Consider the following 14,898-nt stretch of genomic DNA (forward strand, 5'->3'; position numbering starts at 1 on the left):
ATAGATTGCAGCGATGGGCGCGGACTTGATCATGTGCCGATGCATAAAGGACTTTATCCGCACCTGCAAGCAATCTGAAATGGCTACTTCGGGGAGCTGCCGAACCTTTGTCGCGACCCATTTTGCGACTTTCGCACCGTCGCAGAACTCAACTTTTGCGACAACATTTCCTGCTTCCCGCTTTCCTTCTGATGTCGAGCCCAGACGCGCTTCACCTGCGCTTCGCTGCAGCAGCCGGTCAGCTTTGCCGTCCTGCCGATACTGTTGCCGCCAGACCGGAAGACAATAATGCGTTCGTGTGTCACCAGTCAGCTTGGTCCGGCATATTTCCCGGTTCCGTCGCAAACTCCAGCTGAGGTCGGGCAGGTTGATCGTCACGCGGCGCTCATGCGGCGAGCATTTCGAACTGCTTGGGATCAATCGAGGCGGGAACCCTAGAGAGTCAGCCCTCAGAGCCTTTGGTATTAGACCGACCCCTCGCACCGGTTTGGGCTGGGTGTACAAGTCAGGTTTTCATCAGGTTCGACGAGTATGTCTGGCAGCCAGAGCGCGACCACTTCCGTGCCCGCCCGCTCGTCTGGCAGACACACACAGGAGAAAGATATGCTAAGGCGTTATCAACTTAACTTTCGGCATAGACCGATGGCCTGAACATCGCGACCGTCAGCTACAAGCAGCGCCATCGTTTCCTGCCGCAGATCATCGCCCATGCGGTCTGGCTCTCCTTCAGGTTCCCCTTGAGCCTGTGTCTGGTCGAGGAAATGGCGCTGGAGCGGGATCGTGGTTTCGTATGAGACAATCCGCCGGTGGGGCAACAAATGCGGTCCGCATACGGAGCCATTACGTGACGGCACTTGATATTGCAGTGCAGCAAGCGTAGAGCACCGCGCGCTTATCGGAGTGTCGTCCATGGCCCTTACCAATGCTGGTAACGAGGCAGAACCCGTCGAACAATCGAGCCATTCTGAGGTCGAGCAGCACAGCACCAAGGTGCTGATGCTGGGCGCACTCGGCGTGGTTTACGGCGATATTGGCACCAGCCCGATCTATGCTTTCCGCGAGGCATTGGTGGCATCGTCGGGGGGCGAAGTCGCCAACCGTGGCGACATCCTCGGCGTGTTGTCGCTGATCATCTGGTCGCTGACGATCATCGTCACCATCAAATACATCATGTTCGTGCTCAGGGCCGACAATCGCGGCGAGGGCGGTGTGCTGTCGCTGATGGCGCTGGCGCGCAACAGTTTCCCGACCCGCTCGGCGGTGATCCTCGGCATCGGCATCGTCGGTGCCTCGCTGTTTTTTGGTGACGCCGTCATCACGCCGGCGATCTCGGTGCTGTCGGCGGTCGAAGGCATGAACGTCGTCACGCCGACGTTCCAGCCCTATGTGGTGCCGCTGACGCTGGTCATCCTGGCGATTCTGTTTTCGGCACAGCGGTTTGGAACCGGCGGCGTCGCCCTGATCTTCGGCCCGATCACGGCAGTCTGGTTCCTGGCCATCGGCCTTTCCGGTCTCAACCACATCATCGCCGATCCGGAAATCCTGCTGGCAGTCAGCCCGCATTACATCGTCGCGTTCCTGATCAATTCACCCGACGTCGCCTTCGTGACGATCGGCGCCATCTTCCTCGCCGTCACCGGCGCCGAGGCGCTCTATGCCGATCTCGGCCACTTCGGCCGTAAGCCCATCGTGCTCGCCTGGCTGGCCATCGTGTTCCCTTGCCTGCTGCTGAACTATGCCGGGCAGGGCGCATTCGTGCTGGCGAAAAACGGAGTGGTCGGTCATCCCTTCTTCGAGATGAACGAAGGCTGGACGCTTATTCCGATGGTCGTTCTCGCCACCGCTGCGACCGTCATCGCCAGCCAGGCGGTGATCTCCGGCGCTTTCTCGCTGACCAGGCAAGCGGTGCAGCTCAACATGCTGCCGCGCCTGGAAATCCTGCATACGTCGGAAAGACAGTCCGGCCAGATCTACATGCCGCGCGTCAACATGCTGCTGGCGTTGGTGGTGATGCTGCTGGTGGTCGGCTTTGGCGAATCCAGCAAGCTTGCCTCAGCCTACGGCATTTCGGTGACCGGCAACATGCTGGTGACGACGGTGCTGCTGTACGTGATCATGAGCCGCATCTGGAAATGGCAGCTCTGGCTGGCCATCTCCCTGACAGTGGTATTCGCGTTCATCGACATTGGTTTCTTTGCCTCGAACATCGTCAAAGTGTTCGAAGGTGGCTGGGCTTCGCTGGCGGTAGCCTTCACCATCGTGCTGGCGATGTGGACATGGATCCGCGGCAGCCGCTATTTGTTCGACAAGACCCGCCGGAACGAGATCCCGCTGGATTTCCTCGCCGGCAATCTGCTGAAGAAGAAGCCGCATCTGGTGTCGGGCACCGCGGTGTTCCTGACCAGCGATCCGCTGAGCGCGCCGACGGCACTGATGCACAGCCTCAAGCACTACAAGGTGCTGCATGAGCAGAACGTCATCCTTTCGGTTGTGACGGCGCCGCAGCCTGTCGTGCCCGACAGCGAGCGGGTGAAGATGGAGACCGTCGACGAGCTGTTCATGCGGGTGACGCTGACCTTCGGCTACATGGAACAGCCGAACATCCCGCGCGCGCTGGCGATCTGCCGCAAACAGGGCTGGAAGTTCGACATCATGACGACATCCTTCTTCCTGTCGCGGCGCTCGCTCAAGGCATCGCCCAATTCCGGCATGCCGGTCTGGCAGGACAAGCTGTTCATCGGGCTGGCGCGCACGGCGGCCGATGCGACCGAGTATTTCCAGATCCCGACCGGACGCGTCGTCGAGATCGGAACGCAAGTGACGATTTAGGGCATGCCGCGGTTGAGAAGAATCGGTGCTGTCACATTGATTGAGCGGTAAGGAAATTGAGGTAGCAGCGCGCCCGGCACTGTAGAGTTTCAGCGGCTTGATGCAGCGATAGCTGGCCGGGACGGCTGTCACGCTGCGGCGACACACGCGCCAACGGCCAGTCGGGTGTCGCGAATTGAGGCGCGCTGAAGCCGTCCGGCTCAGCCGATCATGGCGCTTCGGTTGCCGGGTTCGAGGTCGTGGCCTCTGCCGCTGCGCGATTCTAGCATTTGCGCCTTGGAGAGCTCTGCTTCAGCCTCGGCGAGGCATGGCTCGGCTGTGGTTCTCTGCCGCAGAAGGTCCGATTGCGAATTCTTGAGGTTGTCACGACGTAGGCGGGCGGCCTTGGCGAACGTCGGATAAGCGAAATGATTGATATCGGAGATGCCGGCCTTCGTTTCCTCGGCGTTTATCTGGAAGTCCAGTTCTCGCGCCATGCGTTCGAAATCGGCAATCATCATGTCTAGCTGCTGCAACTGTCGCCGCTTCTCATTCACCTGAAATTGCTTCAGTCGGACCAGATTACCTCGTGGCTTCATGACTCGGTACTCCGGTACACATTTCGTCCAATCAAACCGCTCTCTCCCAGCCCCTTAACGTTAGGCCTACAGCGACTCTCACGGTTTCTGCTGCGAGAGGAAACATATTTTCCAAAATCCTTGGCCGATGGCTATGAGTTCAATGGCATCGACAAGCATGCGAGCGAGGGACTTAAGGGGCGGTAAAAAAAGGCGGAATAGGGCGATTTCACATTGTCTGCATATGAACGCGTTGAGACCTGCGGCGGGCTTGTCACACAAACCAATCGTCAAGATTTGCGACATAGACGCCGGGGGCATGAATACGCCCGCCGTCAGCTACACGCCCCCCCGATTCCGCCGCCTATTATCGCCCACGCGGTCTGGCTTTATTTCCGGTTTCCGCTGAGCCTGCGCCTGGTTGAGGAAATGCTGCTGGAACGCGGCATCGTGGTTTCGTATGAGACAATTCGCCGGTGGGGCATCAAGTTCGGGCCGGACTACGCTCGCTGCTTGCGCCGCAAGCCGCCGTGCCGGAATGATGTCTGGTACCTGAACGAAGTGGTCGTCACCATCGCCGGCAAAAAGCTTTGGTTGTGGCGCGCCGTCGACCAGGATGGATATGTGCTGGACGAAATCGTGCAAAACCGCCGCAACACCAAAGCCGCCAAGCGCTTGCTGACGCGGCTGTTGAAGAAGCAGGGGCTCGCGCCGAAGCGCATGATCACCGACACGCTGCGCTCGTATGGAGCGGCAAAGCGACAGGTGATGCCGGACGTCGAGCACCGGTCGCACAAGGGGTTGAACAACAGAGCGGAGAATTCCCATGTGCCGCCGCGAAAACGGGAGCGGATGATGGAGGGGGTCCGATCGCCGGGAGGCCTGCAACGCTTCGTCTCGACCTTGTCAGCCCTCCGCAACCTCTTCGTCCCGCCCCGCCCCAAACGTTCTTGTCGAGCCGCTTCTGGCGATCGTGGCAACGATGTTGCGCGAGTTCGGGCGACTGACAGAGCAGGTCTTCAATATCGCCCGCAAGGAGCAAGTCTGCCGGCGCCTCATGTCCGTGCCCGGTGTGGGACCCATCACCGCGCTCGCCTTTCGTGCCACGGTCGATCAGCCGGACCGCTTTCGCCGATCGAGGGATGTCGGCGCGCATCTGGGTCTGACCCCGGCACGCTACCAATCTGGCGAGACGGACTTTCAGGGCAAGGTGAGCCGATGCGGTGACGAGCTCGCCCGCACGGCCCTCTATGAGGCGGCTCATTCACTGCTTGTGCTCAGCAAGAAATGGTCGAGCCTCAGAGCGTGGGGTATGAACGTCGCCAAGCGGCGCGGTATCACGCGGCTTCCTACTCCAGAACGAGCATGCCCCTCCTCCTTCGCGGCCTCGTCAAAGGCCTACGGACATCCTCGGGTGACACTTGGTCCTCAAAGGCGTCGATGCAGGACAGCACCGCCAGCTTCCACTTAGGTCCCTTCTTGGTCCACTTCATGAGTTCCTCGGCGGCACCCTCGACGTGGCTAATGCCAGGTCTGTCGCTCCTGACATAGACTGGAGGGTTGAACCAATGGAGAGCCATACAGGGAAATTGGAGCGGAACCAGACTGCCGACCAACCCAGGTTGTAAGGAAGAACGCAGGCCCTCGCGGGTTTAGAGTTTAGAGGTGGCAGCGGGTTCTTCTTGGATGTGCAGCCGCTGTGGGGGTCCGTCGCCTTTCTCACGGGCGGCGGGCTCCTTTCGCGAAGGCGGTGTTGGTCAGAGGTCAGAGAACCTTTACCGCAGTTCAAGTTAGCTGGTTGTCATTGGGGGAAGTAATGTCCCCTCCTCTTTTGCAGCAGCCAGGAATGCCTTACGAGCCTCCTCAGGTTCCATCTCGTCGAATATCACGGCCATGCAAACGCGCACCGCGAGGTCCCAGCGAGGGCCACGCCTGGTCCACTTCATCAGCTCCTCGCCGGCTGTCTCGGCGTTCTCGACGTTGCGGATTTCCCCTGGACGCTCGGTCTTGACGGGGACCGGAGGGTTGAACCAATGGCGAGCCATGAGAACTCCTAATCAGGAAAGATCATGCCCTCCTCCTTGGCAGCCTCCTCGAACGTGTCACGGGCCTGTTGGGGGGACACCTTGCCGCTCATGGCATCCACGCAGGCGCGCTCCGCCTCTAGCCACTTAGGGCCACGCTTGGTCCATAAGACGAGTTCCTCGGCCGCAGCCTCAACGTGGTGGACCCCGTAGTTCGGCGGCTAATTTCAGCCGAGCCTTCAGCAAGGAATTCGGTTACAGCCCCCGCGAAGGTCGCAGTGCTGTGGTGTTGTCGCGCCCCGCCCACTCTGTTTCGCATGCCGGATACGAGGAGGCCTCTTCCTTTGAACGTTGGCTCAAAGCGCTCGGAAGCTGAGTACAAGATCGGCGGTGGTTGAGATGGGGCGGGCTCAAAACAGGGGAAGACCACGCCGCCTCATGGACCAGAATATTTCGTGTCGCGTCCACCACGCCATCAATCATATAGCCAATTCGCAACAATTCCCGATTTAATAACCAACTGCGATTGTTCATCGTTGTCGCTGCCAATCACAGCGGAGCACACATTGCAACTACGCAGCATGCGGCAGTTGTTGAGACTGCGACTTGCAGGTTTGCCAAGCTTGACAGTTATGCTATTTCTGGGCTGGGGACGTGGATTCTCACCGCCTATGGAGATGGCTATTGCACCCGGAGGCATCAGGCGTGGGCACGGAGAGCGAGGGGGCTTCCTCAAGCGATGCACGTCCCGCCGAAGCGCTGCTTGTTGTTCTTTTGGCGAACACGACCGAACTTTTGTCGTTCTATGATCGCGACTTCTGTCTGACCCACTACGCAGCTAAGCTCAAAAGCGTGTATGGGAGCGCGGTGGTGCCGGGTGCCGCCATTTGGGAGATCTACCCGAGCTTCCTCGATGCGAGATATCGCGACGAATTTCTTCGTGTGTTCCAGGGCGGCTCTCCGGCAAGCATCGACCTGCCGCGATCGTCGGGCGAAGCGCCCCGGTCCGTTTTCGTCTTCGGCACTGCAAATGGTGTGGGAATCATCGAATCAAGGGAACGCGGCGGGCGGAGCGCGGCGGAAGAGCAGGAGCATGTAGTTCTGCTCCATCAGGCGACGCACGACGTGCTGACCGGACTGCAGAATCGGCGGCGATTCGGTGAACGGCTGCAGCAAGCACTGGCGGCCATCGGCGGACCAAAGCGGAAAGCCGCCCTGCTGCAAATCGACCTCGACGATTTTAAAGCGGTCAACGACACGCTCGGTCATGGAGCAGGCGATACGCTTCTTCAACTCGCGGCAGGTCGAATCCGCGACGCGCTGCAGGACGGCGAATCCGCGTATCGGTATGCGGGCGATGAGTTCGCTGTCATCCAATTGGGAAAGGAGCAGCCAGCAGAGGCTGAACGCCTCGCCGGATCTCTAGTCGACGCGTTCAAGGACCCGTTCGTCATCAACGGCATTCCCGTGTTCGTCGGCTCGAGTATCGGAATTGCTTTCGGGCCGGAGCACGGGACCGATGGCGAACAGTTGATGAAAGCCGCTGACATTGCTCTTTACGCGGCCAAGACAGATGGACGCGGCTGCGCTCGAACATTCAACCGTTCGATGCTGCTCTTGCTCGAGCAACGCGAGAATCTCAGGCGCAGCCTTCGAACCGCGCTGGAGCGCGGCGAGCTTTATTTGGAGTATCAGCCGCTCATTCGGCCTCCCTCGTCAGTGACCGGTTTCGAAGCGCTGCTGCGGTGGCGGCACCCTGAGGTCGGAATCATTCCACCCAACGTGTTCATACCGATCGCCGAAGCCGACGGTCTGATGGACGAGATTGGACGATGGGTGCTCGAGGAAGCCTGTCGCCAGGCGTTGACGTGGCCTTCCTCGCTGACAGTCGCAGTGAACCTGTCGCCGGCTCAGTTCCTTAGCGGTTCGCTGACGGACACCGTCGCTCAGGTCATCGACGCAGTTGGGATTGAAGCCGACAGACTTGAACTTGAGATAACCGAGAGGGTTCTACTTGAGAAGACGATCGACAATATAGACACATTGAATACGCTGAATGTCCTGGGAATACGAATATCGCTAGACGATTTTGGAACATACTATTCATCGTTGAGCTACCTTAAAAATTTTCCCTTCGATACTTTGAAGATCGATCAGTACTTTATTGCGGACTTGGAGACCGATCTCAAAAGCCAAACGATCGTGCGATCGATCATGAATCTGGCGCACGGCCTCGGGATAAATGTCACTGCCGAGGGGGTCGAGACCCCGGCACAGGCACGGTGGCTGATCAAGGAGAATTGCGATTGCCTGCAAGGCAACTTCCTGGGTAAGCCGCTTGGAGCCGAGGCGATCAGCGGTTTCATCAGGCGGTCCCCGCTGAGGGTGGTACGCGCGATGGAGGAATCAAAACAAGCGCTCTAGCGCCTTGCGCCCTTCGTTAACGGTGAGGCGGAGATTTCTAGAACGATCGAGGCAGATATCGCGCAATTCTTCTAGTCAGTGCCAGACTGACTGACCACGGGCGGTGAAATTTTTCGTCGCGGAGGCCATCACCCCGCGGGGGTTCAATACTGATGGAACAAGTGAGGATGCCGATGGGACCTGTTCATCATGACCTGGCTGGCGGCGGACCGACCTTTGAACCCATGATCCAGATCGACATGGAAATCAAAGCTTTTGTCTCCGCTTGGAGACACTGCGATTATGTCTCGACATACATGGCCCGGATGATCAGTCAGAACAGGTCTGACTCGGTCCGGCATTCAAATCTCTTTTCCTCCGCCTTCAACGAATTGCTGGAAGTCGCCTTTCGCACGCGCCATGCCGACGGCGAACTGGCATGCAGGGTGTCTCGCCATGGCGCGACGGATAGGATCGAGTTGACATTTCCTTGCGTGCCGGAGGAGCGCCAATTCTACGAAGAAGCCGTGTCGCAACTTGCAGGAATAGAGGCCAGAGAGCGATACCTCAATTCGGTGTCTGGGGATCTCGCGCCGAGCCGCGAGGTCATACTCCTGGAACTGGCTGTCGACTACAACGCGACACTCTGGATCGAGGAAGCCGACGGCGATGCAATCAAGCTTGTCGTGGATCTTCCGCTCGAGGGCTTGCAAAATTGAGCCCTTACGGCCTTCTCCCGCGCTTCAAGGCGCAATACGACGCGAACAACCAGGAGTTCTCCATATCGGGAGTGGTCCGGCCTCAGGCAATCGATGAGCTTGGGCCTAGCATGGCATTACTTCGCGATGCGATCGGCCGTGTGCGCGGCGTTCTCTACGTCAATGTCAGGCGCCTGACGCAGATGAACAACGCTGCGTTTCACACCTTTTCGAGGATCATCATCGACGCTTGTCGCGCTCGACCCGATCTCAAATTCGTCGTCATCACGTCAAGCGTCGTCGGATGGACCTCGCGAAAATTCGGTCGCCTGAGCGGAATTGAACCGAACATCACGGTCGAGGAGTATGACACTGAATTCTATCCGGGGCAGGGCTTCCTTGAGGAAGGCGGGTTCGTACCGATCCTGCGTACTCAGACAAAGATGACATGGCGCCACGAGCGCGCAATCTTGCCGCGACACGGGATGAGGCCCGGGATCGTCATGGCCGACATCTGTTGCGGGATCGGCGATTTCGCTGTGCTCGCGCAGAAGGAGTTCCAGCCATCGCGGATCGTCGCCCTCGACCACTCCAGATCAAGCCTGAACTATGCTCGACGAGTGATGCGGGAGTTCGACATCCGGGGCATCGAATATACGTATGGCGATGCGTCGGAGATGCTGCTCGACGAAGCGCAATTCGACTTGGTCACCTGCCGACATTCCCTGCAAATCTTCAATCGACCTGAACTCATCCTCAAGGAGCTCTACCGCATATGCAAGCCAGGCGGTCGGGTCTATATCACCAACGAAAAGAATTCGCATTGCCTCGGCGAGCCGCGCGCCGAAAGCATTCGTTGGACCTACGACGAGGTGGCGAAGCTGTTCGGGCATTTCGAGATGGACGTCGAGCTTGGGCCCAAGAGTCGGCGATACCTGGTGGAAGCCGGATTCGAAGACATCCGTGTGGAGACCTTCATGGTCACTAACCTGGACGGCGATCCGCAGGACTTCGCCGACGTCATTGCGGCCTGGGCGGATGTCTATGCCGGGGAGATGGCGACCAGACGCGGTGACGGACCGGAGTTCGTCGCACGGTTCCGGCAGGGCTTCCAGGATCACATTTTCGCTGCACTACACCCCAAGGGTTATGCGGGTTGGCCGATCTGGGTCGCATCGGGGCGACGGCCACAATGAAAGCCGATAACGAGCCTACACCGCGCTTCGGCCTGCGCTCCTTTCGAGCGAAATTCGTATTGGTCGTTGGCGGCGCCGTACTGTTCGACCTCCTGCTGAGCGGTGGCCTGGCGCTTTGGAATGTTCAAAAGCTGTCGCGCGACGCAACCTCCGAAGTCGGTGAGGGCCTGACGATCGCAAACCAGGAATACATTCGTTCCTATGCCGAATCGACAGCGTTAAGCGTCGACCTGCTGCTCGATCGAGTCCATGGGGACGTCAAGGCGTTGGCCGGCGTGCTGCAGGCCCAGATCGACGATCCAAGCAGGCAACAACAGGTCGGAGCCACGCTTTCGCAGGAGGCGCCGGGCTCCGTGAAGGTCGTCTACGACTCGCGGGGCGATTGGGCGCAGAACCTGCCGGGAGCGCCTTCCGTGGTCAGCGTCTGGGGCTACCTGCTGGGCGCCGACCACAGTCCGCTGCCAAGCGTTCAGCAGGAAATAGAAGACAGCACCGTGCTGGACCTCGTTGCGCCGACGCTCATGGCCAGCGGGTCATCCAAGCTGCAAATGTATTATATTGGTCCAAAGGAACGGCCGATTTTCAGGACGGTACCGTATACGGACCAGGCACAGACCTTCGACCGGCTCTACCCAGGCCACAACAAGGCAGAGTTCTGGGAGTTCTTCTTTCCGGGAATCTATGGGTCATGGCAGCAATGGGCCAGGGATCCAGCCTCACGTCCGGTCTCTGACGATATCACCCAGACAGCGCCTTACACCGATGCGATCACGGGAAAGCTAATCGTCAGCTTTTTCCACCCGCTGTGGACGCGCGATCGCACCGGTATCGCTGGTACGGCGGGAGCAGACATCACTCTCGATCAACTCGCGGAAGTCGTCGAACGTGTGAAGATCGCTGAGACCGGGTTCGGCTTTCTCACAATGTCGACTGGCAACGTCGTGGCGATCAATCCGTCAGGCCAGGCAATCATCGGCCTGACTTCATCGAGCGATGCGGGCACCCAGGGCGTCACCGGCCTGGAGAGGTCCCTGCGGGGAAGTACGCAGCCGGCTATCGCGTTGCTGCCTCTCGACCAGAACAATGACGGTGTCATTCAGCATGTCATGCTCGCCGACAAGGGCGAACGCGTACCCTACATTGTTGTCCTCAAAAGATTAAAGCCGACCAATCTGTGGAGTTCGGGACCGATCAAGTCCGAAATGATGTCGGTCGGGATCGTCGTTCCCGAACGAGAGATCTATGCATCCCTGTTCGCCGCGCAGAGGAGTATTTCCCGCGCAACCAATCGTATCCTGCTCTTTCAGATCGCCGCGATCGTCGTTTCGCTTCTGATAGTTTTTGCCGCCGTGCTCGGAATTTCGAAGCGGATCACCGCGGGCCTCAGGGCGCTTGCCAGCGCCGCCCAGCGGCTCCAGTCCAAAGATTATTCAGTCCGCGTGAGCATTCCGACGCGCGACGAGGTTGGAGCGGCAGGAATCGCTTTCAACCGGATGGCCGAGCAGATCAGCTTTCACACGGAAAACCTCGAGCAACTCGTCGACGAACGAACCAGGGAACTTGGGGACGCAAATCAGGAGATTTCCGCACTCAACGAAAAGCTGCAGGACGAGAACGTCCGACTTGGCGCCGAACTCGCGGTCGCCAGGCAGATCCAGATGATGGTCCTGCCGAAACAATTCGAACTCGAAGCTATTCCGGGGCTGGAGATAGCGGCCTACATGCGGCCGGCCGACGAGGTCGGCGGTGACTATTATGATGTCCTGCAGAACGGGTCGCGGGTCAAGATCGGCATCGGCGACGTGACCGGCCATGGTCTGGAGAGCGGCGTGCTGATGCTGATGGTCCAATCCGTTGCACGGGCGCTGCAGGAGACCAACGAGGAGGATCCGCACCAATTTCTGGATCGGCTGAACAGAGCGATCTACAAGAACATCGAGCGGACGAACACCGGCAAGCATCTCTCGCTGGCCTTTCTTGACTTCGAAGATGAGCGGGTAACGCTATCCGGCCAGCATGAGGACGTTCTCGTCGTGCGTGCGGACGGAGACGTCGAACGTATCGATACGATGGATCTGGGTCTGCCGGTCGGCCTCGAGAATGATATCTCGAAGTTCATTGCCACGCGTGACATCCTGTTCGGAAGCGGGGACGTGATCGTGCTGCACACCGACGGTGTGACCGAGGCCGAGGATCAAGACAAAACTCTGTTCGGGTTCGAGCGCCTCTGCCAGAGCGCGCAAAAACGTCACGGCAGTAGCGCCGAGGACATCAAGACCGGCATCATCGACGATCTGATGGCTCATATCGGGATCCAGAAGATCCACGACGACATCACCCTCGTGATCATAAGGCACAAATAGCAATGACAACGCTGTTCGGTACCCCTGACATTGCAATCGGGATGAAAGAGAGCGTCAGTCGCGTGCGGCTGTTCGACGGACCTCTCGACTTGAGTTGGCGTCATTGTGCCACGACCTCGGACTTCATCGCCGATCTTTTCGCGTTGCGCTTCCGGTCGTCCCGCAATGACTACTTGGAAGTGCGGCACAGCATTGGATATCTGGTCAACGAACTCATCGAAAATGCCGTCAAGTTTCGCGCACCGGGTGAGATCGTGATCGAGGCGTCGATGGATTCGGAGTGCTTCAAGCTCAAGGTGTCGAATGACGTCGATGGTGAAGATGCGTCTGAGTTCCAAAGTCTCCTGGCGGACATCACGGTTGGCGACCCCGTGGACCTGCTGATACAGCGAATTGAAGAGAATGCCGCGAACCCCGACATGGCAGGCTCCGGACTTGGATTGCTGACGTTGATGAGCGACTACGGCGCACGCCTGGCTTGGATATTCAGCGCCGCCGATGAAAGCGATCGGATTTGCCTGGAGACATATGCGTCCATTCCGATCTCGCAAATTCACAACTAAATGAAACGAAGCAAGACCATGGAAATCAAGACAGACGACTACCGTGTGTGGACTGAAGGAAGCGAAATTTTCTTCGACGGTGCGATGCGGCTTGCCAGTTCCGAGGCCGGTGCGCCTATCTCGGCGTTGGCGACCAGTGTTCTTGCCTGTAATCCGGCTTCCATTACGCTCAATCTTAAGGATCTTCACTTTCTAAACTCTTCCGGCATCAACCTGCTCGCGAAATTTACCATCGAGGTGCGCAAGCATCCCGATGTTCGACTCGTCGTGCGTGGAACGCCAGACATACCCTGGCAATCGAAATCATTGCCGAATCTGAAGAAGCTGCATCCCGCTGTGGTGCTTTTGATGGACTGACCAGGTCCCGAAATTTGCCAAAGGACTGCGTGGTGCAAGACCGCCGCAACGAGCGAGATATGTACGCCAGGACAAGTATGTGGATGCGAAGCTAACGACAATCCGGCCTGGTGCGCAGATGCTCGCAATGGCTCGGCGGGGGCTCGGCACAGGCGGCAGGCGTCCAAGTTGGGGGGATGTCGGGCTACCTGTGCCGAGCAGCCGCCACGCGATCAAAGGTGGCGTCTTGAGTAAGCGTGCCAAGGTGAACGGCGGTCAGCCGGAGTTCATTCCGCCGCAGATCCCGACTCGGGTCACGGAGCCGCCCGAAGATGAGGGATGGGTTCACGAGGTCAACCTTGACGGCTACCGAACGCAGATCATCATCGATAAAGGCGGCGTGCGTCTGTACAGCAAGAACGGCCGTGACTGGACCACGAAATACTGGCCCATCGCGCTGGCTGTCGAGCTGCCATGCCGGGCTGCCATTCTCGACGGCGAAGTCATTGTAACCGACGAGCGGGGCGCTCCCGATTTCTCTGCGCTGGAAGCCGCGATCTGGAACGAGCCGAGCCGGCTGGTATTCGTCGCGTTCGACATCCTCCATCTCGACGGTCGCAATCTTGCCCCCTTGCCCCTGCTGCAGCGCAAACAGGTGCTGTGGCAACTGGTTGAGCCTGGCGTCGGCAAGATCCAGTACAGCGAGCATTTCGAGGGCGATGCGCTAGCGATCTTCCGCGCCATCGAGAAGATAGGGCTGGAGGGCATCATCTCGAAGCGCGCCGATAGCCGCTACAGGAGCGGACAATCGGAAACATGGCTGAAAGGCGAAATATTTCGAGGAAGCCGATTCTGAGCATCGAGGACAGCTTCTGTGAAGGTCTCGGATGCCGGCCTTTCCGTGGGCGGTGCCGCGCGCCGGGGCCGGCGTCCGGGGAAGCCTCCAGGGAAAGAATCCGCGGGATCAGGAACGCGGTTTCTGGCCTATGGGGATTTGACGACTTCGCATTGCGCAGCTGGGCAGTGCTGATGGGCGTGGCGCGTGAGAGCAACGGGGTGGACGGGCGGTTGGAGCTTGCCAAGGCCGGGGCTGTTGCGGCGTGGCCATTGACGAGCGGAGCAATTGAGCGTTGTCGGCGCTGTGGTTGGCGCCGTGCGGGTCAGACGCACGTCGTCGCCCAGCCACCGACAGCGAGCTTCGGCAGGTTTGCGATATGTTGACGGGCCGTTCGCAGTCATGACGTCCTATGGCGGCGCGCGGGCGGCTTTGCCCCGCTCGAAGGCCTCGATGATGATCGTGCGACCACCGCAGCACGGACATGGCGGCCGCCAATCGGTCGGAGCAGCGTCGGCATTGTCGGAGCTGCCGCGTTCGACCTTGGGCGGGGGCGCTGCGAGTAGTTCGCGAGCGCGCGCAATGTTTGCCGCGCGGGCGGCGCTGGCAAGCAGCCCATAATGGCGAAGCGGTGGAAGCCTCTGGGCAGCACAGGGAGCAGGAAGCGGCGGATGAACTCGCCGGGATCGAGCGTCATGGTCCGGTCCCGTTCGTGCCCGTTGCGGCGGTAGTCCTTGTAGCGGAAGGTCACGCCGGCCTCATCGAGCGCGATCAGCCGGCTGTTGGAGATTGCGACGCGATGGGTGTAGCGCGACAGACAGGCCAGCACGGCCTCGGGCCCGGCGAAGGGCGGCTTGGCATAGACGAACCAGTTCTTCTTGCGCAGCGGCGCCAGGAACGCTAGTTAGGCGACCCTCCCGCGAAGCGGGTCGTCTAATCGCTCGAGCGTCAAGGGGGTGAGTGCAAGGCTGTCGTCCTTTCTGTCGATTCTCGTTCGTCCGCATGCCGGGTACAGGGTCGTCTACGCGGTCGACGCGATGATCGCCGCAGGATGAGTTTCGCAGGTGAGATCTTCCTATGTTCGTTGCGCAATC

At 59.3% G+C, this 14,898-nt stretch carries 11 protein-coding genes and 6 pseudogenes; 12 read left to right on the forward strand and 5 right to left on the reverse strand.

From position 1 onward, the window contains the following. A partial coding sequence (locus NKI47_RS17995; RefSeq protein WP_352592114.1) for a hypothetical protein occupies positions 1-378 on the reverse strand: 378 nt, incomplete at its 3' end. Positions 379-682: 304 nt separating this feature from the next. On the opposite strand from NKI47_RS17995, the pseudogene NKI47_RS18000 reads away from it, so the two are divergent. Then, positions 683-825: pseudogene (locus NKI47_RS18000) on the forward strand (IS6 family transposase); the annotation flags it as partial. An 84-nt stretch (positions 826-909) separates the two neighbouring features. Continuing rightward, positions 910-2,829, forward strand: coding sequence for a potassium transporter Kup (locus NKI47_RS18005; protein WP_352592117.1), 1,920 nt, complete (start codon positions 910-912; stop codon positions 2,827-2,829). A 200-nt stretch (positions 2,830-3,029) separates the two neighbouring features. On the opposite strand, the gene NKI47_RS18010 is transcribed toward NKI47_RS18005, so the two are convergent. Further along, the gene (locus tag NKI47_RS18010) at positions 3,030-3,407 is read right to left on the reverse strand and encodes a flagellar export protein FliJ (protein ID WP_352451800.1); all 378 of its coding nucleotides are present in this window, start codon (positions 3,405-3,407) and stop codon (positions 3,030-3,032) included. A gap of 298 nt (positions 3,408-3,705) precedes the next feature. Between NKI47_RS18010 and NKI47_RS18015 the strand changes: the two are divergent. Next, positions 3,706-4,332, forward strand: a pseudogene (locus NKI47_RS18015) (IS6 family transposase); the annotation flags it as partial. A gap of 3 nt (positions 4,333-4,335) precedes the next feature. Next, positions 4,336-4,731, forward strand: a pseudogene (locus NKI47_RS18020) (transposase); the annotation flags it as partial. A gap of 445 nt (positions 4,732-5,176) precedes the next feature. Here NKI47_RS18020 and NKI47_RS18025 read toward each other — a convergent pair. Together NKI47_RS18025 and NKI47_RS18030 are read right to left on the reverse strand one after the other, a co-directional pair. After that, positions 5,177-5,431 (reverse strand): DUF982 domain-containing protein, encoded by a 255-nt coding sequence (locus NKI47_RS18025; protein ID WP_352592120.1) that lies wholly within the window; start codon positions 5,429-5,431, stop codon positions 5,177-5,179. 8 nt (positions 5,432-5,439) lie between these two features. Continuing rightward, a pseudogene (locus NKI47_RS18030) lies at positions 5,440-5,604 on the reverse strand (DUF982 domain-containing protein); the annotation flags it as partial. Between the two features lie 17 nt (positions 5,605-5,621). Here NKI47_RS18030 and NKI47_RS35135 point away from each other — a divergent pair. The 8 genes and pseudogenes from NKI47_RS35135 to NKI47_RS18065 form a co-directional block, all read left to right on the forward strand. Then, positions 5,622-5,786, forward strand: a pseudogene (locus NKI47_RS35135) (helix-turn-helix domain-containing protein); the annotation flags it as partial. 398 nt (positions 5,787-6,184) lie between these two features. Beyond that, positions 6,185-7,834 (forward strand): putative bifunctional diguanylate cyclase/phosphodiesterase, encoded by a 1,650-nt coding sequence (locus tag NKI47_RS18035; RefSeq protein WP_502898050.1) that lies wholly within the window; start codon positions 6,185-6,187, stop codon positions 7,832-7,834. Positions 7,835-8,007: 173 nt separating this feature from the next. Further along, positions 8,008-8,532, forward strand: a complete 525-nt coding sequence (locus NKI47_RS18040; RefSeq protein WP_352592387.1) for a ubiquinone biosynthesis methyltransferase UbiE — start codon at positions 8,008-8,010, stop codon at positions 8,530-8,532. Continuing rightward, complete coding sequence (locus tag NKI47_RS18045) at positions 8,529-9,707, forward strand: methyltransferase domain-containing protein (RefSeq protein ID WP_352592126.1); 1,179 nt, start codon at positions 8,529-8,531, stop codon at positions 9,705-9,707. Before NKI47_RS18040 ends, NKI47_RS18045 begins: the two co-directional genes overlap by 4 nt. After that, complete coding sequence (locus tag NKI47_RS18050) at positions 9,704-12,070, forward strand: SpoIIE family protein phosphatase (RefSeq protein WP_352592129.1); 2,367 nt, start codon at positions 9,704-9,706, stop codon at positions 12,068-12,070. The genes NKI47_RS18045 and NKI47_RS18050 overlap by 4 nt, the downstream gene beginning before the upstream one ends. A 2-nt stretch (positions 12,071-12,072) precedes the next feature. Continuing rightward, positions 12,073-12,633, forward strand: a complete 561-nt coding sequence (locus tag NKI47_RS18055; protein ID WP_352592132.1) for a slr1658 superfamily regulator — start codon at positions 12,073-12,075, stop codon at positions 12,631-12,633. An 18-nt stretch (positions 12,634-12,651) separates the two neighbouring features. Beyond that, positions 12,652-12,990 (forward strand): slr1659 superfamily regulator, encoded by a 339-nt coding sequence (locus NKI47_RS18060; RefSeq protein ID WP_352450368.1) that lies wholly within the window; start codon positions 12,652-12,654, stop codon positions 12,988-12,990. A 190-nt stretch (positions 12,991-13,180) separates the two neighbouring features. Continuing rightward, positions 13,181-13,825 carry an ATP-dependent DNA ligase gene (locus NKI47_RS18065; protein ID WP_352592136.1) on the forward strand — a complete coding sequence of 215 codons (645 nt, stop codon included), beginning with the start codon at positions 13,181-13,183 and terminating at the stop codon, positions 13,823-13,825. A 389-nt stretch (positions 13,826-14,214) separates the two neighbouring features. Here the strand turns inward: NKI47_RS18065 and NKI47_RS18070 are convergent. After that, positions 14,215-14,705: pseudogene (locus NKI47_RS18070) on the reverse strand (IS91 family transposase); the annotation flags it as partial. Between the last annotated feature and the right edge of the window lie 193 nt (positions 14,706-14,898).

It is taken from the genome of Mesorhizobium sp. M0633 (genome assembly GCF_040320645.1).
Classification (GTDB): domain Bacteria; phylum Pseudomonadota; class Alphaproteobacteria; order Rhizobiales; family Rhizobiaceae; genus Mesorhizobium.

What these genes read in the sequence shown, in the direction of transcription:
- NKI47_RS18005 (WP_352592117.1), top strand. Translation starts at nt 910, where the DNA reads ATGGCCCTTACCAATGCTGGTAACGAGGCAGAACCCGTCGAACAATCG.
- NKI47_RS18010 (WP_352451800.1), bottom strand. Translation starts at nt 3,407, where the DNA reads ATGAAGCCACGAGGTAATCTGGTCCGACTGAAGCAATTTCAGGTGAAT.
- NKI47_RS18025 (WP_352592120.1), bottom strand. Translation starts at nt 5,431, where the DNA reads ATGGCTCGCCATTGGTTCAACCCTCCGGTCCCCGTCAAGACCGAGCGT.
- NKI47_RS18040 (WP_352592387.1), top strand. Translation starts at nt 8,008, where the DNA reads ATGGGACCTGTTCATCATGACCTGGCTGGCGGCGGACCGACCTTTGAA.
- NKI47_RS18050 (WP_352592129.1), top strand. Translation starts at nt 9,704, where the DNA reads ATGAAAGCCGATAACGAGCCTACACCGCGCTTCGGCCTGCGCTCCTTT.
- NKI47_RS18055 (WP_352592132.1), top strand. Translation starts at nt 12,073, where the DNA reads ATGACAACGCTGTTCGGTACCCCTGACATTGCAATCGGGATGAAAGAG.
- NKI47_RS18060 (WP_352450368.1), top strand. Translation starts at nt 12,652, where the DNA reads ATGGAAATCAAGACAGACGACTACCGTGTGTGGACTGAAGGAAGCGAA.